Raw genomic sequence first — 19937 nt, forward strand, 5'->3', positions numbered from 1 at the left:
GAACGGGAGTTGGCCCCGGACATGCGGCGGCGCCTGCCGGGTCCGGTCGGGGACAAAGCAGGCGCCGACCCCTTTTCGACGCCTTCCTCGCACTGCTCGGCCGCAAGCGGCCTCCCAGCCACGCCGCGGTAGCGGCATATCGACACCGCGCAAGGCTGCGCCGGACTCCGTCCGTCGGGTGCCCGGGACGCGCCACGGCGCCTGCCGGTCCGGTCGGGGACTGGGCAAGCGCCGCGCTCTGTTCCGCACGCCATTGTGCGGGACGTTTTTGACGGGCCGTCAGGCCCGTGAACCGTCAGACCATCAACGCCCGGTCCGTCGGTCGGATCGGGGCCGGCAGTTCGCTGACGCCCGTCAGGAAGCGGTCGACTCCGCGGGCGGCCGAGCGGCCCTCCGCGATCGCCCAGACGATGAGGGACTGGCCGCGGCCCGCGTCGCCGGCGACGAAGACGCCGGGGACGTTGGTCTGGAAGTCGGCGTCGCGGGCGATGTTGCCGCGCTCGTCGAGGTCCAGGGCGAACTGGTCGACCAGGCCGTTCTCGCGGTCGGTGCCGGTGAATCCCATGGCCAGCGTGACCAGTTGGGCCGGGATCTTGCGCTCGGTGCCGGGCTTCTGGGTCAGCTTGCCGTCGACGAACTCGACCTCGACGAGGTGCAGCCACTGGACGTTGCCGTCCTCGTCGCCCTCGAAGTGGGTGGTGTTGACGGAGTAGACCCGCTCACCGCCCTCCTCGTGCGCGGACGTCACCTTGTAGAGCATCGGGAAGGTCGGCCAGGGCTGCGCGACCGCGTTCCGCTCGTCGCCCGGGCGGGGCATGATCTCCAACTGCGTGACGGACGCGGCCCCTTGGCGGTGCGCCGTACCGACGCAGTCCGCGCCGGTGTCGCCGCCGCCGATGACGACGACGTGCTTGCCCTCGGCCGAGACCGGGGCGGTGACGTAGTCGCCTTCCTGGACCTTGTTCGACAGGGGCAGGTACTCCATCGCCTGGTAGACGCCGGTCAACTCCCGTCCGGGGACGGGGAGATCACGCGCGGTGGTGGAGCCGGCGGCGATGACGACCGCGTCGTAGCGCTTGCGGAGGTCGGTGGCCTTGAGGTCGACGCCGATCTCGATGCCGGTGCGGAAGCGGGTGCCCTCCGCGCGCATCTGCTCGATACGGCGGTTGATGTGCCGCTTCTCCATCTTGAACTCGGGGATGCCGTACCGGAGAAGACCCCCGATGCGGTCCGCGCGCTCGTAGACGGCGACGGTGTGACCCGCCCGCGTGAGCTGCTGCGCGGCGGCCAGGCCCGCCGGGCCCGAGCCGATGACCGCGACGGTCTTGCCGGAGAGGCGCTCGGGAGCCTGCGGGGCGACGTCGCCCGTCTCCCACGCCTTGTCGATGATGGAGACCTCGACGTTCTTGATGGTGACCGGCGGCTGGTTGATGCCCAGCACACAGGCCGCCTCGCACGGCGCGGGGCACAACCGCCCGGTGAACTCAGGGAAGTTGTTGGTGGCGTGGAGGCGCTCCGACGCCGCCGTCCAGTCCTCGCGGTACGCGTAGTCGTTCCACTCGGGGATCAGGTTCCCCAGCGGACAGCCGTTGTGGCAGAACGGGATACCGCAGTCCATGCACCGGCTGGCCTGCTTGCCGATGATCGGCAGCAGCGAACCGGGGACGTAGACCTCGTTCCAGTCCTTCAGACGGACGTCCACGGGGCGGGACTTGGCGACCTCGCGCCCGTGGTTCAGAAAGCCCTTCGGGTCAGCCATTGATCGCCGCCTCCATCATCTTCTCGGTGATCTCGGTCTCGGAGAGACCCGCTTGCTCAGCGGCGTCCTTGGCGGCGAGCACTGCCTTGTATGCGCTGGGGATGATCTTGCTGAAGCGGTCCACGGAGACGGGCCACTCGGCGAGCAGCTTCTCGGCGACCGTGGAACCGGTCTCCTCGGCGTGCCGGCGCACCACGTCGTGCAGCCACTGCTTGTCGGTGTCGTCCAACTCGCTTACGGCGCCCGCGTTTCCGACATTGACGTTGTCGGGGTTCAGGTCGATGACGTAGGCGATGCCGCCGGACATGCCCGCCGCGAAGTTGCGGCCGGTCTCGCCGAGCACGACCGCCCGGCCGCCGGTCATGTACTCGCAGCCGTGGTCGCCCACACCCTCGGAGACCACCGTGGCACCGGAGTTGCGGACACAGAACCGCTCACCGGTACGCCCGCGCAGGAACAGCTCGCCGCCGGTCGCGCCGTAGGCGATGGTGTTGCCCGCGATGGTGGAGAACTCGGCGAGGTGGTCGGCGCCCCGGTCGGGGCGGACGACGACCCGGCCGCCCGAAAGGCCCTTGCCCACATAGTCGTTGGCGTCGCCCTCCAGGCGCAGCGTGACACCGCGCGGGAGGAAGGCGCCGAAGGACTGGCCGGCGGAACCGGTGAAGGTGATGTCGATGGTGTCGTCGGGCAGACCCGCCCCGCCGAACTTCTTCGTCACCTCGTGGCCGAGCATCGTGCCGACCGTGCGGTTGATGTTGCGGATCGCGACCTGCGCGCGGACCGGCTGGGCGTCGGTGGCGCTGGACGCGGCCAGCGCGTCGGCGGCGAGCTTGATCAACTCGTTGTCGAGCGCCTTCTCCAGGCCGTGGTCCTGCTTGATGACCTGGTGGAGGGCTGCGCCGTCCGGGAGTTCGGGGACGTAGAAGAGGGGGGCGAGGTCCAGGCCCTGTGCCTTCCAGTGGTCCACGGCCCGCTCGACGTCGAGCGTGCCCGCCTGGCCGACGGCTTCCTCGATGGTGCGGAAGCCCAGCTCGGCGAGGATCTCGCGGACCTCTTCGGCGATGAACTGGAAGAAGTTCACGACGTATTCGGCCTTGCCCGCGAACCGGTCACGCAGCACCGGGTTCTGGGTGGCGATGCCGACCGGGCAGGTGTCGAGGTGGCAGACGCGCATCATGACGCAGCCGGAGACGACGAGCGGCGCGGTCGCGAAACCGAACTCCTCGGCGCCGAGCAGCGCGGCGATGACGACGTCACGGCCGGTCTTCAACTGGCCGTCGGTCTGGACGACGATCCGGTCGCGAAGTCCGTTGAGGAGCAAGGTCTGTTGGGTTTCGGCGAGGCCCAACTCCCAAGGCCCACCGGCGTGCTTGAGCGACGTGAGCGGCGAAGCGCCCGTACCGCCGTCGTGGCCGGAGATGAGCACGACGTCCGCGTGCGCCTTGGAGACACCCGCGGCGACCGTGCCGACACCGACCTCCGAGACCAGCTTGACGTGGATCCGCGCCTGCGGGTTCGCGTTCTTCAGGTCGTGGATCAGCTGGGCGAGGTCTTCGATGGAGTAGATGTCGTGGTGCGGCGGCGGAGAAATCAGACCGACACCGGGCGTCGAGTGACGCGTCTTCGCGACCCACGGGTAGACCTTGTGGCCGGGCAGCTGGCCGCCCTCGCCGGGCTTGGCGCCCTGGGCCATCTTGATCTGGATGTCGTCCGCGTTGACCAGGTACTCGGAGGTGACGCCGAAGCGGCCGGAGGCGACCTGCTTGATCGCGCTGCGCCGGGCCGGGTCGTAGAGCCGGTCCGCGTCCTCGCCGCCCTCACCAGTGTTGGACTTGCCGCCCAGCTGGTTCATGGCGATGGCGAGCGTCTCGTGTGCCTCCAGGGAGATGGAGCCGTACGACATGGCGCCGGTGGAGAAGCGCTTGACGATCTCGGAGACGGGCTCGACCTCGTCGATGGAGATCGACGGGCGGTCCGACTTGAAGCCGAAGAGGCCGCGCAGCGTCATCAGCCGCTCGGACTGCTCGTTCACGCGGTCCGTGTACTTCTTGAAGATGTCGTAGCGGTTGGTGCGCGTCGAGTGCTGGAGGCGGAACACCGTCTCCGGGTCGAACAGGTGCGGCTCGCCCTCGCGGCGCCACTGGTACTCGCCGCCTATGTCGAGGGCGCGGTGCGCGGGCGCGATGCCGCTGGCCGGGTACGCCTTCGCGTGCCGGGCGGCGACCTCCTTGGCGATGACGTCGATGCCTACGCCGCCGATCTTGGTGGCCGTACCGCTGAAGTAGCTGTTGACGAACTGCTCGTCGAGGCCGACCGCTTCGAAGACCTGGGCGCCCCGGTAGGAGGCGACCGTCGAGATGCCCATCTTGGACATGACCTTGAGGACGCCCTTGCCGAGCGCGTAGATCAGGTTCCGGATGGCCTGCTCGGCCTCGATGTCGGTGAGGAAGGTGCCCGCGCGGACGAGGTCCTCGACGGACTCCATCGCCAGGTACGGGTTGACGGCCGCGGCGCCGAAGCCGATGAGCAGGGCGACGTGGTGGACCTCGCGGACGTCACCGGCCTCCACCAGCAGGCCCACCTGGGTGCGCTGCTTGGTGCGGATGAGGTGGTGGTGGACGGCGGCGGTGAGCAGCAGCGAGGGGATCGGCGCGTGCTCGGCGTCGGAGTGCCGGTCCGAGAGGACGATCAGGCGGGCGCCGTTCTCGATCGCGGCGTCGGCCTCGGTGCAGATCTCGGCGAGGCGGGCCGCGAGGGCGTCGCCGCCGCCGGAGACCCGGTACAGACCGGACAGGGTCGCGGCCTTCATGCCGGGCATGTCGCCGTCGGCGTTGATGTGGATGAGCTTGGCCAGCTCGTCGTTGTCGATCACCGGGAAGGGCAGGGTGACGCTACGACAGGACGCGGCCGTCGGCTCCAGCAGGTTGCTCGCCGGGCCCAGCGACGAGCGCAGGGAGGTCACGAGCTCTTCCCTGATCGCGTCCAGCGGCGGGTTGGTGACCTGCGCGAACAGCTGCGTGAAGTAGTCGAAGAGCAGGCGGGGCCGGGCGGACAGCGCGGCGATCGGCGAGTCGGTGCCCATCGAACCGATGGGTTCGGCACCGGCCTTGGCCATCGGCGCGAGGATGACGCGCAGCTCCTCCTCGGTGTAGCCGAAGGTCTGCTGGCGGCGGGTGACCGAGGCGTGGGTGTGCACGATGTGCTCGCGCTCGGGCAGGTCGGACAGCTCGATCTCACCGGCTTCGAGCCAGTCGCCGTACGGCTTCTCGGCGGCGAGGCCGGCCTTGATCTCGTCGTCCTCGATGATGCGGTGCTCGGCGGTGTCCACGAGGAACATGCGGCCGGGCTGGAGGCGGCCCTTGCGGACGACCTTCGCGGGGTCGATGTCGAGGACGCCGACCTCGGAGCCGAGGACGACGAGGCCCTCGTCGGTGACCCAATAACGGCCGGGGCGCAGGCCGTTGCGGTCGAGGACCGCGCCGACCTGGGTGCCGTCGGTGAAGGTGACACAGGCCGGGCCGTCCCAGGGCTCCATCATCGTGGAGTGGAACTGGTAGAAGGCGCGGCGGGCCGGGTCCATGGAGTCGTGGTTCTCCCACGCCTCCGGGATCATCATCAGCACGGAGTGCGGCAGCGAACGCCCACCGAGGTGGAGCAGCTCCAGCACCTCGTCGAAGGACGCGGAGTCGGAGGCCTCGGGCGTGCAGATCGGGAAGATCCGGTCGATCTTGTCCTGGTCGCCGAACAGGTCGGAGGCGATCTGGGACTCGCGGGCCGCCATCCAGTTGCGGTTGCCCTTGACCGTGTTGATCTCGCCGTTGTGCGCGACGAAGCGGTACGGGTGGGCAAGCGGCCACGACGGGAAAGTGTTCGTGGAGAACCGGGAGTGCACGAGCGAGATCGCGGAGGCGAAGCGCCGGTCGGACAGGTCCGGGAAGAAGGGCTCCAGCTGACCGGTGGTGAGCATGCCCTTGTAGACGATGGTCCGCGCGGACAGCGACGGGAAGTAGACGCCGGCCTCGCGCTCGGCGCGCTTGCGCAGCACGAAGGCCTTGCGGTCGAGGTCGATGCCCTGGCTCTGCCCGTCGCTCACGAAGAGCTGACGGAACAGCGGCATGGTGGAACGGGCTGTGGCGCCAAGGAGTTCGGGCGCGGTCGGAACCTCGCGCCACCCGAGAACCGTGAGGCCTTCATCTACGGCGATCGTCTCAACCTGCGAGACGATCGCGTCGGCGCCGTCCTCGGGCAGGAAGGCGATGCCGACCGCGTATCCACCGGCGGCGGGGAGGTCGAATCCGGCCACCTCACGGAAGAAGGCGTCCGGCACCTGGGACAGGATGCCCGCGCCGTCTCCCGAGTCGGGCTCGGCACCCGTAGCACCGCGGTGCTCCAGGTTGCGCAGCACTGTGAGCGCCTGCTCGACCAGCGCGTGGCTCGCCTCGCCGGTGAGGGTGGCCACGAAGCCGACGCCACAGGCGTCGTGCTCGTTGCGGGGGTCGTACATACCCTGCGCGGCAGGGCGAGCATCCATGAAGGACCAGTTCTGGCCATTCGTGGTGTGCTGGGACGGCTGGCGCGGCGTACGCATCGGCTCTCCCGTCGTCGTCGTGACATATGCGAGTGCATAGGGACGACGTTGGCCCTCTGCGGGTAAGCGCAAAATTTCGTGCAGGTTACATGATGGAGCGGTTCTCGGGAACCGGATACTGCGTTCCAACATGCGGACGCCGCGGGGTGGCGGCGCGGCACCGCACAAGCGGTGGAAGTTAAGGGGACCTAAGCGGACAGATCGGTGTCCGTCGGTCCGGGGCAGAGGGAGCGTTGTCGCCCATCCCGCGGGTGCGCCGCGAGCGTCATTGCCCACAGCGCTTACGGCTCATGCCCAGTGGTTAAGCGTTCGAAACCAGCGAGTAACGGCTACTTATGCGACCCAGCGCATAAGTGCGCGTCGAGCTATCCTACGACCGTTCCGAACAGGGCGCCCAGGGCGTACGTCACACCGGCCGCCGCACCGCCCAGCGCGAGCTGCCGCAGCCCGCTGAACCACCAGGTCCGCGCGGTCACGCGGGCCACCACGGCACCGCACCCGAACAACCCGACGAGCGCGAGCAACAGCGCCGGCCACAGCGCGGTCGCCCCGAGCAGGAACGGCAGCACGGGAAGCAGAGCGCCCAGCGCGAACGCCCCGAAGGAGGAGACGGCGGCGACGAGCGGGGAAGGCAGATCACCGGGGTCGATGCCCAGCTCCTCCCGGGCATGTATCTCAAGAGCCTGCTCAGGATCACGGGACAACTGCCGGGCAACTTCACGGGCAAGCGCGGGCTCGACCCCCCGGGACACATACAGCGAGGCAAGCTCCCCTTCCTCGTCCTCCGGGTGCTTGCGCAGCTCGCGCCGCTCGACCTCCAGCTCGGCCTCGACCAGCTCGCGCTGGGAGGCGACGGAGGTGTACTCGCCGGCCGCCATGGAGAAGGCACCGGCGGCGAGCCCGGCCAGCCCGGTGATGACGACGGTCTGATGACTGACGGCGCCGCCGACGACACCGGTCATCAGGGCGAGGTTGGAGACGAGGCCGTCCATCGCGCCGAACACCGCGGGGCGCAGCCAACCGCCGCTCACATCACGGTGGGTGTGGTTGTCACGGTGCGCCTCGTGGAGCGTCGCTTCGGTCTCGATGATGGCCATGCGGTGATCCCCCAGGAGGTTCAATTCGCCTAAGGTAAGGCTAAGTTTAGACAAGTTCCACTCTTCGACAACACTCAACATACGCCTTTCATTTCGCACCCTCCAGCAAGGAAAGGCTGCGCTAACCAGCACCTTTACCCTCGAACGCTCATCCGTGAAGAAGACCGATCAAATGTCGACCGGGTGACGCTGCACTCCGTCAGGCTCTGCCGAAGGCCTCCCGTGGGAGACATCCGCAAAGGGTTCCGCGCCCTGAGGCGCCCTGAGGGAACCCCGTAGGAGAGGCCGCGTATGGCATCGATCGCCTGCATTCCCCCGGTCCCGGCGCCCAAGAACGCCACCGAACTCCGCGAACGGGCGCGCGGCGCGCTGCTCGGCCTGGCGGTGGGAGACGCCCTCGGCGCACCGGCGGAAAACATGAAGCCCTCGGAGATCCGTGCCCGTTGGGGCCGCATCACGGGCTACGTCGCGGAGCACCCGGCCGGCACGGACGACACGGAGTACGCGATCTTCTCCGGCCTCCTCCTCGCCCGCCACGGCTCGGCCCTCACCCCGACCCACGTGGAGGCGGCCTGGCACGAGTGGATCGCGGACCGCGACGAGGGCCCGTTCAGGGGCGCGGGCTTCAGCGAACGCGGCACGTTGGAGAACCTCCGCAGGGGACTGGCAGCCCCGATCTCGGCACAACACCGCCACGCCTGGAGCGACGGCCTGGCCATGCGCGCGGCCCCCTTCGGCGTCTTCGCGGCGGGCCGCCCGGCGGAAGCGGCCCGTCTCGTCGCGATCGACGGTTCGGTGAGCCACGACGGCGAGGGCATCTACGGCGGCCAGGCCGTGGCGGCGGGTGTGGCGGCGGCGATGGCGGGAGCGCCGACGATCGCGGTGGTCGCTTCCGCCCTGGCGGTGGTCCCGGACGACTCCTGGACGGCCCGCTCCCTCCGCCGAGCGGTGGCGGTGGCCCACCGGGGCGAACGAGCGGTCCGCTCCGCGGTGGTCATCGGCGGCTACCCATGGACGGACCTGGCCCCGGAGGCGGTGGCGTTGGCCTTCGGCGCGTATGCGGCAGCGGACGGCGACTTCGTGGAGTCGGTCCTGACCGCGGTGAACATGGGGAGGGATGCGGATACGACGGCTGCGGTGGCGGGCGCCCTGGCGGGCGCGACCCGGGGCGCGTCCGCGATCCCGGCGGACTGGGCGACGGCGATCGGTCCGGCACGGGGGAGCTGCCTCCCGGCGATGGCTGGTCACCATGTGCTGGACATCGCCGAGTTGTTGGTTCCGGGGGAGGGCGGCAAGTGGGGCACGGGGAACGGGCTTCGCCGGGACCAGCGGGAGCAACGGGAGTATGTGCTGGCTGCGGATGAGGATGAGGTGCAGCTGTGAGAACGGATGCTGACAGACCAGCCGCGACTGGCGAACACGCACCGAACCCCGTTGACCACCCCACCCCACTCGAACTCGCAGCCGCCGACGGTGATTTCGCCCCACAGGGGCCACCCGTACCCGACGACGAAAGTTGCACGGGCGGTGCAGGTGGGAGCAAAAATGCCGATGGCGGAGCCGAGGCCGTTTGCAAGGTCCGCCGGATCGAGGGGCTGCTCCTCGGGCTAGCCGCAGGTGATGCCGCCGGTTGGCCAGCCGCACGGCACCGCGCTGCCAGGATGCCCGAGTGGACCCGCCGCCTCACCCGCGAGCTGGACACCTTCGCCGAACAGAACGCGACCACCACCCTCCCCGTACCCATCGCCCTGAACCAACCCCCCGAGCCCCTACGCCTCGGCCCCTCCGACGACGCCGAATGGGCAGCCTTCGCCGCAGAAGCCGTACTACGAGCCGGCGACGACACAGTCCTCGGCGACCTCAGCAGAGAACGCCGGACCCGCGCCGCCATCGACCTCACCTGGAACGCCATCGCCAGCGAGGTCGCCGCCGCAGCAGACCGCGCCCCCGAGGTCGAATCCGCCGTACTCCCCCTCCGCGCCCGCATCTCGGTACGCGCCGGTCTCGGCAACCTCGCAGCAGGCCTACGCCCACCCGCGACAGGCCACGACAACCCCCACTACTTCGACGACGCGGCCTGCGTAAGAGCCTGCGTACTGGCCGTCGCGCACCCCGGCGACCCCCAACGCGCCGCCGCTCTCGCCGAGTTCGACGCCCACTACACCCAGGACGGCGACGGAGTCCACGGCGCGAGAGCCATGGCGGCAGCCCTCTCCCTCGCCCTGGTCGGCAAGGACGTGGACGACTGCGTGGCGGCGGCCCTCGCCGAACTCCCCGAATCCACGGAGATCGGCCGCAACGCCCGCCACGCACTGAAGTTGGCCCAGGACACCGACAACGCCTTCGCCCTGATCCCCCTCTTGGAACACCAGATCGTCGACCACGTCTACAGCTACGGCATCGCGGCCGCCGAAACCGTCCCGGTAGCCCTCGCGTTGGCGACAGCCGCCCGCGGCCGTATCGCCGAAGCGGTCCCCGCAGCGGCCTGCCTCTCCCGGGTGGCCGACTCCGCCCCGGCCCTTGCAGGCGCCCTCACCGGAGCACTCAGCGGAGGCGGAGCCATCCCCGCAACCTGGCGGGACGCCTGCCGCACCCTCTCCGGCTGCGCCCTCCCCCGCCTCACCGGCACGGACCTCGTAGAACTCGCCGAACTCCTGGAAGCCACACAACCGGCCCTCCCAAGAGGATGATTCAGGGCATGACGCCCAAAGAACCAGAAAGCAGCCTTGAGGAGAGGATCACCGGAGCCCTCGTGGGCGCCGCCGTCGGCGACGCCCTCGGCGGCCCCGTCGAGGGCTACTCCCCCGACCAGATCCTCGAACGTCACGCCGGCCGCGTCCACGGCATCGTCGGCCCCTGGAACGGCGAAGCCTGGCGCACGGCCCGCCCCATCGCCCCGTACCACAAGGGCGACGGCCACGTCACCGACGACACCTTGATGACCCACGCCCTCGTACGGGTCTACGCGACCGTCCGCGACCACCTCGACGCCTACTCCATCGCCGACCACCTCGTCCCCGACCTGATGCGAAACCCGCGCTGGATCCCGGAGTTGGAGGCGGAGGCCATCCCCCTCCAGCGCATCTTCCTCGCGGAGAAGTGGCTCGCGACCCGCCTCCACTACGGCCACGTCGACCCCCGCGAGGCAGGCGTCGGCAACATCGTCAACTGCGGTGCCGCGATGTACATGGCCCCGGTCGGCCTGGTCAACGCGGCCAATCCGGCGGCCGCTTACGCCGAGGCCCTCGACATCGCGGGCGCCCACCAGTCGTCGTACGGCCGCGAGGCGGCGGGCGTCTTCGCAGCGGCCGTAGCCGCAGCCTGCGTACCGGGCGCCACCCCCGACTCGGTCGTGACCGCCTGCCTCGCCCTGGCCAAGGACGGCACCCGCACCGCCATCGAGAAGGTCTGCGAAGTGGCCGCCCGTTACTCGGACTTCGAGTCGGCGCTGGCTCCCCTGCGGGAAGCGATCACGCCGTACGACACCGTCGGCCCCGACTACCGCGCCCCCTCCCTGGACGCCCGCCGACCCTCCCGCACCAAGGCGATCGAGGAACTCCCCGTCGCCCTGGGCATGTTGGTGGTCTCCGGCGGTAACTACCGCCACGCGGTGCTGGGTTCGGTGAACTACGGCCGGGACTGCGACTCGATCGCGACGATGGCCGGCGCGGTGGCCGGTGCCCTCGGCTCCACGATCCCGCAGGACTGGTCGAAGACGGTCGCCGAAGCCAGCCGCCTGGATCTCTGGGAACCGGCCACCACCCTCACCGCCGTCACCCGCGAACTCTTCGAGCGCGATGTCCTCCGACGCCGGGCCCACGAGGCCGCGTTCACCGAGATCGGAGGGCTGAAGTGCTCCGACTGACCTGGGTCCAGCCGGAGGACCTGCTCGGCCACGAGCTGCGCCAGGCCGCCCAGGACGGACGCGAACCGTCGGCGATCGCGGCGCGCTGGCGAGCGGCGGGCGGTGCGGAGGCACCGGAACGGGCGGGCGCTTCGGCCCAACCCCCCACCCGTTACCTCCGGTTGCTCGCGGAAGACCTGCTGGACGAACTGGCTGACCTGCCCAGCAGGTTGACGGACCAGGAACCCACCGACCTGGCCCGCATCCGCGCCCTCTGCCCCAACTGGCCCACCCCACAAGCCACTTCCCCACCCCGCCCGGCCCGCTTCGAGGCCGCCTGGCTGGGCCGGGCCGTCGGCTGCCTCCTCGGCAAACCCGTCGAGAAGATCACCCTCGACGGCATCCGCCAACTCGCCCGCGCCACCGGCAACTGGCCCCTCACCACCTACTTCACCGCCCGGGGCGTCCCCGCCGACCTCCTCGCCGCCCACCCCTGGAACCGCCGCTCCGCCCCCACCTCCCTCGCCGAGAACATCGACGGCATGCCCGAGGACGACGACCTCAACTACCCCCTGTTGAACCTCCTGTTGCTGCAACGCCACGGCAAGGACTTCACCACCGCCGACGTGGCGAAGCTCTGGCTCGACGAACTCCCCGCAGGCCGTACCTTCACCGCCGAACGCATCGCCTACCGCAACCTCCTCACCGGCCTGGAACCCCCGCGAACGGCCCGCCACCGCAACCCGTTCCGCGAGTGGATCGGCGCCCTGATCCGCGCCGACGTGCACGGCTGGACCAACCCCGGAAACCCCGCCGCCGCGGCCGAACAGGCCCACCGCGACGCCACGTTGACCCACACCGCGAACGGCGTCTACGCGGCGATGTTCACGGCCGCCGTCATCGCCACCGCGACCACCGGCACCCACGACATCCACACCTGCCTGCGCACCGGCCTGACGGTGATCCCGCCCGACTCCCGCCTGGCCAAGGCGGTTCACCACGCCCTCCAACTGGCCCGGAAACACCGGGACTTCGACGAGGTGGTGGACCAACTACACGCCACCTACAGCGGATCCCACCACTGGGTCCACGCGATCCCCAACACCGCCCTGATCGCCGCCGCCCTCACCCACGCGGACGGCGACTTCACCGGCTCCATCTGCCGTGCGGTGTCCGGAGGTTGGGACACCGACTCGAACGGCGCGACGGTCGGCAGCATCGCCGCCCTCCTCTCGGACACCGCGCTCCCCGACCGCTGGACGGCCCCGCTCAAGAACCGACTCGCCACCTCCGTAGGCGACTTCAACGGCATCGGCTTCGACACCCTCGCCCGGCTCACCCACCAGGAGACCGCCCGCCCATGACCCACATCGCCGTGCTCGGCAGCACGAACATGGACCTCGTCGCCTACGTCGCGAAGGCCCCGCAGCGCGGAGAGACCGTGACGGGACGGGAGTTCCGCACGATCCCCGGCGGCAAGGGCGCCAATCAGGCGATCGCCGCGGCCCACGCGGGCGCGACCGACGTCACCATCGTGGGCGCGGTCGGCAACGACGCCTACGGCTCCCAACTCCGCGCCACCTTCGAGCACTCCGGCGTCGACACCGACCATCTGCGCACCGTCGAGGGCCCGTCCGGCACCGCGCACATCGTCGTGGACGACGAGGGCGGCAACGCGATCGTCGTGATCCCCGCCGCCAACGGCACCGTCGACCACCTCGCCCCCGGCGACGAGGCCACGATCGCCACGGCCGACGCCCTGCTCCTCCAGCTGGAGATCCCCCTCGCGGCGGTGATCGCGGGCGCGGAGGCGGCCCGCCGCCACGGAGTCCGGACGATCCTCACGCCCGCGCCTGCCCAGCCCCTACCCCCCGAACTCCTCGCCGCCGTAGACCTGTTGGTCCCCAACGAGCACGAGGCCACCACCCTCACCGGCCGCACCGACCCGCGCGAGGCAGCGGCGGCCCTGCTCGACCAGGTGCCCGAGGTGATCGTCACCCTCGGCGCGGCGGGCAGTCTGTACGCGGCCCGGGGCGCCGAGCCGTTGATCGTCCCCGCGCCCCGCGTGACCGCCGTGGACTCGACCGGCGCGGGCGACACCTTCGTCGGCGCGCTGGCGGTGGCGCTCGCCGAGGGCCGCCCGATGCGGGAGGCGCTGGGCTGGGCGGCAGCGGCGGCGGCGCTGTCCGTGCAGCGGCCCGGGGCGACGGCGTCGATGCCGTACCGCGCGGAGATCGACAAGCAGTACGCGTCATGACCGAGACGACCCCAACTCCCTTGTCGGGACTGCGTGTTCTCGACCTCGCGACGCTCTTCGCCGGGCCCCTCGCCGCCACCATGCTCGGCGACTTCGGTGCCGAGGTCATCAAGGTCGAGCACCCGACGAAACCGGATCCGTCCCGGGGGCACGGCCCCTCGAAGGACGGCATCGGCCTCTGGTGGAAGCTCCTCGGCCGCAACAAGCGCACGATCACCCTCGAACTGTCGAAGCCGGGCGGGCGCGACACCCTCCTCCGCCTCGCCGCGACCGCCGACGTGATCATCGAGAACTTCCGCCCCGGCACCCTGGAGAAATGGGACCTCGGCTGGGCCGAACTGTCCGCCGCCAACCCGAAGTTGGTGCTCGCCCGGGTCACCGCCTTCGGCCAGTTCGGGCCCTACGCCCACCGCCCCGGCTTCGGCACCCTGGCCGAGGCGATGAGCGGTTTCGCCGCGATCACCGGCGAACCGGACGCGCCCCCGACGCTCCCGCCGTTCGGCCTCGCCGACTCGATCGCGGGCCTGGCGACGGCGTACGCGGTGATGACGGCCCTCGCCGCCCGCGACCGCACGGGCGAAGGCCAGGTGGTGGACATGGCGATCATCGAACCCATCCTCACCGCGCTGGGCCCCCAGCCCCTCTGGTACGACCAGCTCGGCCACGTCCAGCCGCGCACCGGCAACCGCTCCCAGAACAACGCCCCGCGCAACACCTACCGTACGGCTGACGGCAGTTGGGTCGCCGTCTCCACCTCGGCCCAGTCGATCGCCGAGCGCGTGATGCGCCTGGTCGGCCGCCCGGAGCTGATCGGCGAACCGTGGTTCGCGACGGGCGCGGACCGGGCCCGGCACGCCGACGTCCTGGACGCGGCGGTCGGCGACTGGATCGCGCAACGCACCCGCACGGAGGTGCTGGCCGCGTTCGAGAAGGCGGAGGCGGCGGTCGCCCCCATCCAGGACGTGCGGGATGTGATGTCGGACCCGCAGTACCAGGCCCTCGACACGATCACCACCGTCGACGACCCCGAACTCGGCCCGCTCCGCATGCAGAACGTCCTCTTCCGCCTCTCCGCCACCCCCGGCGCCATCCGCTGGACCGGCCGCCCGCACGGCGCCGACACGGACACGGTCCTGTCCGAACTCGGCCTGACCGACGCCGAGTTGACCACCCTCCGCCAGGCGGGCGCCCTGTGACGGCGCACCCCCTGACCTGGCTCTACGTCCCCGGCGACCGCCCCCCGATCGTCGCCAAGGCCCTCGCCGCCGGCGCCGACGTGGTCGTCGTGGACCTGGAGGACGCGGTCGCCCCGGACCGCAAGGAGTACGCCCGCGCGGCCACAGCGGAGCTTCTCTCAGAACCCCAACTCACCGTCCACGTACGCGTGAACGCCCTGGACACCCCCTGGGCCGCCGACGACCTCCGCACCCTCGCACCCCTCCCAGGTGTGTCCGGCCTGCGGCTCCCGAAGATGACGTCCCCGGAGGACGTCGTAGCCGTAGCGGAGAAGGCCCGCGACCTCCCCCTGTACACCCTCCTGGAAACAGCCCTCGGCATCGAGCGGGCCTTCGCGATCGCCGCCGCGCATCCCTCCGTGCACGGCGTCGCGCTCGGCGAGGCGGATCTACGGGCCGACTTGGGCGTACGCGACGACTCCGGCCTGGACTGGTCCCGGTCGCGGGTGATCGTCGCCGCGCGGGCGGCGGGACTGGCTCCGCCGCCCCAGTCCGTCCACCCGGACATCCGCGACCTGGAGGGTCTTGCGGCCTCCTGCGCGCACGGCCGTGCCCTGGGTTTCCTGGGGCGCACGGCCATCCACCCCCGCCAGCTCCCCGTCATCGAGCAGGCTTATCTCCCCACCATCCAGGAGATCGAACAAGCCGAAACGATCATCAAGGCGGCTGCGGAGGAGGAAGGAGCCCAAGCGCTCCCGAACGGTCAGTTCATCGACGCGGCGGTGGTGACGGCAGCCCAGCGCACCTTGTCCCTGGCCCGCCGAACCTGAAGACGATGAGGGCGCCCCGTCGGACAGGGGGCGCCCTCATCGTCGTAGAACCAGCCGTCAGCTCTTCTTCGCCGACTCGGGCTCGTCTTCCTTGACGTCTTCCGTCGCTTCCGCGGCGTCGTCCTCAGCCTCGGCCTTCGGCTCCTCCTCCGATGCCGCCGCACTGTCACCTTCGGTCTCACCGCCGGAGGCATCCGTGTCCGTGTCCGGTTCGACGACCTCTTCGCGGCCCGGGCGCTTCTTCGCCGAGATCACGAAGTAGAGGACCGCGAGGAGGAAGACGATCATCGCGGTCCAGTCGTTCAACCGCAGGCCCAGGAAGTGGTGGGCGTCGTCGACGCGCATGTACTCGATCCAGCCGCGGCCGACGCAGTACGAGGCGACGTACAGCGCGAACGCCCGGCCGTGGCCCAGCTTGAAGCGGCGGTCGGCCCAGATGACGAGGAAGCCGACGCCGACGCACCACAGGGACTCGTACAGGAACGTCGGGTGGTAGTAGCCGGGGACGCGGCCGTCCGTCGAGGACGTGATGTGCAGCGCCCAGGGGAGGTGCGTCTCGCGGCCGTAGAGCTCCTGGTTGAACCAGTTGCCCCAGCGGCCGATGGCCTGGGCGAAGGCGATGCCGGGGGCCAGCGCGTCGGCCCAGGCCGGCAGCGGGATGCCACGGCGGCGGCAGCCGATCCACGCGCCCACCGCGCCGAGGGCGATCGCGCCCCAGATGCCGAGGCCGCCCTGCCACACCTTGAAGGCGTCCACCCAGTCGCGGCCCTCGCTGAAGTACAGCTCGTAGTCCGTGATCACGTGGTAGAGGCGACCGCCGACAAGGCCGAACGGCACGGCCCAGACAGCGATGTCGGCCACCGTCCCGACCTTGCCGCCGCGGGCGACCCAGCGTTTGTTGCCGAGCCAGACGGCGACGAAAACGCCGATGATGATGCAGAACGCGTAGCCGCGCAGCGGAATGGGGCCGAGGTGGATGACCCCGCGCGACGGGCTGGGAATGTAGGCAAGTTCCATGGCAGGGTCGACGCTACCGTGCCGGACCGTGACCTCGGCAAGCGGCCCGGCTACGGCTCCATAACGGGCCGGTGTGAAAACCGGCCCGCGCGCTTACCCGTTGTCACCCCTTGTTCGCCGCCTGGACCAGCTGCTTCAGCTTCGCCGGGGTCATCGTCTGGTCCGCGTAGATGTTCTTGCCGTCGAAGAGGACGGTCGGGGTGCCGGTGAATCCGCCGGCCTGGAACGCGGCGGCCGACTTCAGGACCCAGCTGTCATGCGTACCGCTGTTGACGCACTTCTGGAAGGCGGGCGTGTCGAGGCCGCTGACCTTGCCCGCCAGCTCGATCAGCTTGGCGTTGCTGGAGTACGCGTCGTTCGTCTCCTTGGGCTGGTTCTCGTACAGCACGTCGTGGTAGTCGCGGAACTTTCCGGCGTCCTGGGCGCAGGCCGCCGCGTTGGCCGCGCGCTTGGAGCCGGTGCCGCCGAGGTTGCCGTCGATGATCGTGACCAGGTGGTACTGCACCTTGAGCTGCCCGGAGTCGGTCAGCTCGTGCAGTGTCGAGCGGTACGCCGTCTCGAAGGCCTGGCAGGCCGGGCAGCGGAAGTCCTCCCACACCGTGAGCGTCGGCTTGGCACTGTCCTTGCCGACCTGGATCGCCAGGCTGTCCTTGCCGGTCGCCCCTGAGGGTGCCACCAGGGGGCCCGCCTTGCTGCTGCCGCTGTCGTCCTTGCCATGGTTCGCGGCGAGGACGCCGATCACCGATGCCAGACCCAGCACGCAGACGACGCTGGCGGCCACGATCAGCGTGCGCCGCCGCCTCTCCGAGGCCTTCTGCTTCTCACGCTCGACCGCCAGCCGCTCGCGGGCGGTGCGCTTTCCGTCACGGTTCTTCTCGCTCACACCCCGCAGAACGAACCGGGGAGGCGCAGCGCGCCTCCCCGGTCCCAGGTCCACCCATACGGGGGACGGTTGTTCCTTTACGCCGATGCGCTACGCCTGTCCGCGCACGCCCTTCGCGAGGTCGGCCGCGAGTGCGCGGACCGCCTCTACGCCGGCCGCGTCGTCCGGCGCGTCCAGCATCCCCTTGACGAAGGCCGAGCCGACGATCACGCCGTCCGCGAAGCGGGCCACCTCAGCAGCCTGCCGGGCGTTCGAGACACCGAGTCCGACACACACGGGCGTGTCGGTGGTGGCCCGGGTGCGCTCGACGAGGTCCTGCGCCTGCGCGCCGACCGACTCACGGGTGCCGGTGACGCCCATGAGGGAGGCGGCGTAGACGAAGCCGGTGCCGACCTTGGTGATCTCGGCGAGGCGGGCGTCCTTGCTGCTGGGCGCGACCACGAAGACCGTGGCGAGCCCGTGCTTCTCCGCGTGCTCCCTCCACAGCCCCGCCTCCTGCACGGGCAGGTCGGGCAGGATGCAGCCCGCGCCGCCCGCCTCGGCCAGCTCGGCGGTGAAACGCTCGACTCCGTAGCGGTCGATCGGGTTCCAGTACGTCATGACGAGTACCGGCTTGCCGGTCGCCGCGTGCGTCTCGCGGACCGTGCGCATGACGTCCGCGATCTTGACGCCGCCGCGCAGGGCGATGTCGTCGGCGGTCTGGATGACGGGACCGTCGAGGACGGGGTCGCTGTGCGGGAGGCCCACCTCGACGATGTCGGCGCCGCCGTCGAAGGCCGCCTTGATCGCCTCGATGCCGCCGTCCACGGTCGGGAACCCGGCCGGGAGATAGGCGATGAGCGCGGCGCGTCCCTCGGCCTTGGCGGCGGCGAGGGTGTCGGACAGCAGCTGAATGTTCCCGCTCACTTGGCGTCCCCCTCGATCTCCGCGACGTCGGCGGTGTTCGCCGCGACTTCGGCATCGGTGTCGTACAGGCCGAAGTAGCGCGCGGCCGTGTCCATGTCCTTGTCGCCGCGCCCGGACAGGTTGACGACGATCAGCCCGTCCTTGCCCAGCTCCCTGCCGACCTCCAGCGCACCGGCGAGCGCGTGGGCGCTCTCGATGGCCGGGATGATGCCCTCGGTGCGCGACAGCAGGCGCAGGGCCTGCATGGCCGCGTCGTCGGTGACCGCGCGGTACTCGCCGCGTCCGCTGTCCTTGAGGTAGGAGTGCTCGGGGCCGATGCCCGGGTAGTCCAGACCAGCCGAGATCGAGTACGGCTCGGTGATCTGGCCCTCCTCGTCCTGGAGGACGTAGGACCGCGAACCGTGCAGGATCCCGGGCTCGCCCGCGGTCAGCGTGGCCGCGTGCTCGCCCGTCTCGACGCCGTGTCCGGCGGGCTCGCAGCCGATGAGGCGGACGTCCGCGTCCGGGATGAAGGCGTGGAACAGGCCGATGGCGTTCGAACCGCCGCCTACGCACGCGATCGCCGCGTCGGGGAGGCGTCCGGCGCGCTCCAGGATCTGCCGGCGGGCCTCGACGCCGATGACCCGGTGGAAGTCGCGGACCATGGCGGGGAAGGGGTGCGGGCCGGCGACCGTACCGAAGAGGTAGTGCGTGCGGTCGACGTTGGCGACCCAGTCGCGGAACGCCTCGTTGATCGCGTCCTTCAGGGTGCGGCTGCCGGATTTCACGGCGATGACCTCGGCGCCGAGCATGCGCATCCGGGCCACGTTCAGCGCTTGGCGCTGGGTGTCGATCTCGCCCATGTAGATGGTGCATTCGAGGCCGAACAGGGCGCAGGCAGTGGCGGTCGCGACACCGTGCTGGCCGGCGCCGGTCTCCGCGATGACCCTGGTCTTGCCCATGCGCTTGGTGAGCAGGGCCTGGCCGAGGACGTTGTTGATCTTGTGCGAGCCGGTGTGGTTCAGGTCCTCGCGCTTGAGGAAGATCCTCGCGCCACCCGCCTCCGCGGCGAACCGGGGTACCTCGGTGAACGCGCTTGGCCTGCCGGTGTAGTTGAGGAGGAGGTCGTCCAACTCGCGGGCGAACTCGGGGTCGTGCTTGGCCTTGTCGTACTCGACGGCTACCTCGTCCACGGCGGCGACGAGCGCCTCCGGGATGAACTTGCCGCCGAATGCGCCGAAGTAGCCCTCGGCGCTGGGGATTTGGCCGTCGGGGTCTGGGATGAAGAACTCGCTGGGCATGCGGAAACCTCACGGTGAGTTTGTGGAAAAACACTAAACGCCGTGGGGGCAGGGGTAGTTAGTTGACTGCGGGCCCGTTGGGGCTGGTCGCGCCCGCGCGGCCGTAGCCGCAAATCAAATACTGCCCCGCGCCCCTAAAGGCCTGCTGCCATCGCATGCCGTTCACTTGCCCGGGTTCGTCTCCGATGACGTACCGCACTCTGCGGCCGTGCACCCGGCGTGCGGGCGCACGGCAACCACGAGGACGGCAGCCGCGCGCCAGGCGGGCGTACCGGTCCGTGGGAGAGGTCGTCGGAGTCAT

The 19937-nt window shown here is 70.4% G+C and carries 15 protein-coding genes; 7 read left to right on the forward strand and 8 right to left on the reverse strand.

The genetic code is table 11. The annotated features are described in order from the left end of the window. Positions 1-295: 295 nt before the first annotated feature. From ACIBK4_RS08995 to ACIBK4_RS09005, 3 genes are all read right to left on the reverse strand, one after another. Positions 296-1759: a glutamate synthase subunit beta gene (locus tag ACIBK4_RS08995; RefSeq protein WP_398993570.1), complete on the reverse strand. Its 1464-nt coding sequence runs from the start codon at positions 1757-1759 to the stop codon at positions 296-298. Further along, the gene (gltB, locus tag ACIBK4_RS09000; protein ID WP_398993572.1) at positions 1752-6347 is read right to left on the reverse strand and encodes a glutamate synthase large subunit; all 4596 of its coding nucleotides are present in this window, start codon (positions 6345-6347) and stop codon (positions 1752-1754) included. The genes ACIBK4_RS08995 and gltB overlap by 8 nt, the downstream gene beginning before the upstream one ends. 365 nt (positions 6348-6712) lie before the next feature. Continuing rightward, on the reverse strand, positions 6713-7444 hold the full coding sequence (locus ACIBK4_RS09005) for a VIT1/CCC1 transporter family protein (RefSeq protein WP_398993574.1): 732 nt from the start codon (positions 7442-7444) through the stop codon (positions 6713-6715). A 291-nt stretch (positions 7445-7735) separates the two neighbouring features. Here ACIBK4_RS09005 and ACIBK4_RS09010 point away from each other — a divergent pair, with 291 nt between their 5' ends. From ACIBK4_RS09010 to ACIBK4_RS09040, 7 genes are read left to right on the forward strand one after another with little or no spacing between them, the layout of a single operon-like run. Next, the gene (locus ACIBK4_RS09010; RefSeq protein WP_398993576.1) at positions 7736-8827 is read left to right on the forward strand and encodes an ADP-ribosylglycohydrolase family protein; all 1092 of its coding nucleotides are present in this window, start codon (positions 7736-7738) and stop codon (positions 8825-8827) included. Beyond that, the gene (locus tag ACIBK4_RS09015) at positions 8824-10134 is read left to right on the forward strand and encodes an ADP-ribosylglycohydrolase family protein (RefSeq protein WP_398993578.1); all 1311 of its coding nucleotides are present in this window, start codon (positions 8824-8826) and stop codon (positions 10132-10134) included. Before ACIBK4_RS09010 ends, ACIBK4_RS09015 begins: the two co-directional genes overlap by 4 nt. Before the next feature lie 8 nt (positions 10135-10142). Further along, positions 10143-11309 carry an ADP-ribosylglycohydrolase family protein gene (locus tag ACIBK4_RS09020; RefSeq protein WP_398993580.1) on the forward strand — a complete coding sequence of 389 codons (1167 nt, stop codon included), beginning with the start codon at positions 10143-10145 and terminating at the stop codon, positions 11307-11309. Then, complete coding sequence (locus ACIBK4_RS09025; protein WP_398993582.1) at positions 11297-12652, forward strand: ADP-ribosylglycohydrolase family protein; 1356 nt, start codon at positions 11297-11299, stop codon at positions 12650-12652. The genes ACIBK4_RS09020 and ACIBK4_RS09025 overlap by 13 nt, the downstream gene beginning before the upstream one ends. Continuing rightward, on the forward strand, positions 12649-13545 hold the full coding sequence (rbsK, locus tag ACIBK4_RS09030; protein ID WP_398993584.1) for a ribokinase: 897 nt from the start codon (positions 12649-12651) through the stop codon (positions 13543-13545). The genes ACIBK4_RS09025 and rbsK overlap by 4 nt, the downstream gene beginning before the upstream one ends. Beyond that, positions 13542-14741: a CaiB/BaiF CoA transferase family protein gene (locus ACIBK4_RS09035; RefSeq protein ID WP_398993586.1), complete on the forward strand. Its 1200-nt coding sequence runs from the start codon at positions 13542-13544 to the stop codon at positions 14739-14741. Before rbsK ends, ACIBK4_RS09035 begins: the two co-directional genes overlap by 4 nt. After that, positions 14738-15550 (forward strand): HpcH/HpaI aldolase/citrate lyase family protein, encoded by an 813-nt coding sequence (locus ACIBK4_RS09040; RefSeq protein WP_398993588.1) that lies wholly within the window; start codon positions 14738-14740, stop codon positions 15548-15550. The genes ACIBK4_RS09035 and ACIBK4_RS09040 overlap by 4 nt, the downstream gene beginning before the upstream one ends. Before the next feature lie 57 nt (positions 15551-15607). On the opposite strand, the gene lgt is transcribed toward ACIBK4_RS09040, so the two are convergent. The 5 genes from lgt to trpM all read right to left on the reverse strand — a co-directional run bounded on the left by lgt (position 15608) and on the right by trpM (position 19937). Then, positions 15608-16567 (reverse strand): prolipoprotein diacylglyceryl transferase, encoded by a 960-nt coding sequence (gene lgt / locus ACIBK4_RS09045; RefSeq protein WP_398993590.1) that lies wholly within the window; start codon positions 16565-16567, stop codon positions 15608-15610. A gap of 103 nt (positions 16568-16670) precedes the next feature. Next, a complete protein-coding gene (locus ACIBK4_RS09050) occupies positions 16671-17450 on the reverse strand; it encodes a DsbA family protein (protein WP_398993592.1) in 780 nt (259 codons plus the stop codon). Between the two features lie 90 nt (positions 17451-17540). Then, positions 17541-18356 (reverse strand): tryptophan synthase subunit alpha, encoded by an 816-nt coding sequence (trpA, locus tag ACIBK4_RS09055; protein WP_398993594.1) that lies wholly within the window; start codon positions 18354-18356, stop codon positions 17541-17543. Then, entirely contained in the window at positions 18353-19636 is a 1284-nt protein-coding gene (gene trpB / locus ACIBK4_RS09060) for a tryptophan synthase subunit beta (protein ID WP_398993596.1), read from the reverse strand. The genes trpA and trpB overlap by 4 nt, the downstream gene beginning before the upstream one ends. Before the next feature lie 58 nt (positions 19637-19694). After that, positions 19695-19937, reverse strand: coding sequence for a tryptophan biosynthesis modulator TrpM (trpM, locus tag ACIBK4_RS09065; protein WP_398993598.1), 243 nt, complete (start codon positions 19935-19937; stop codon positions 19695-19697).

Source organism: Streptomyces sp. NPDC050528 (genome assembly GCF_044457795.1).
Classification (GTDB): Bacteria; Actinomycetota; Actinomycetes; order Streptomycetales; family Streptomycetaceae; genus Streptomyces.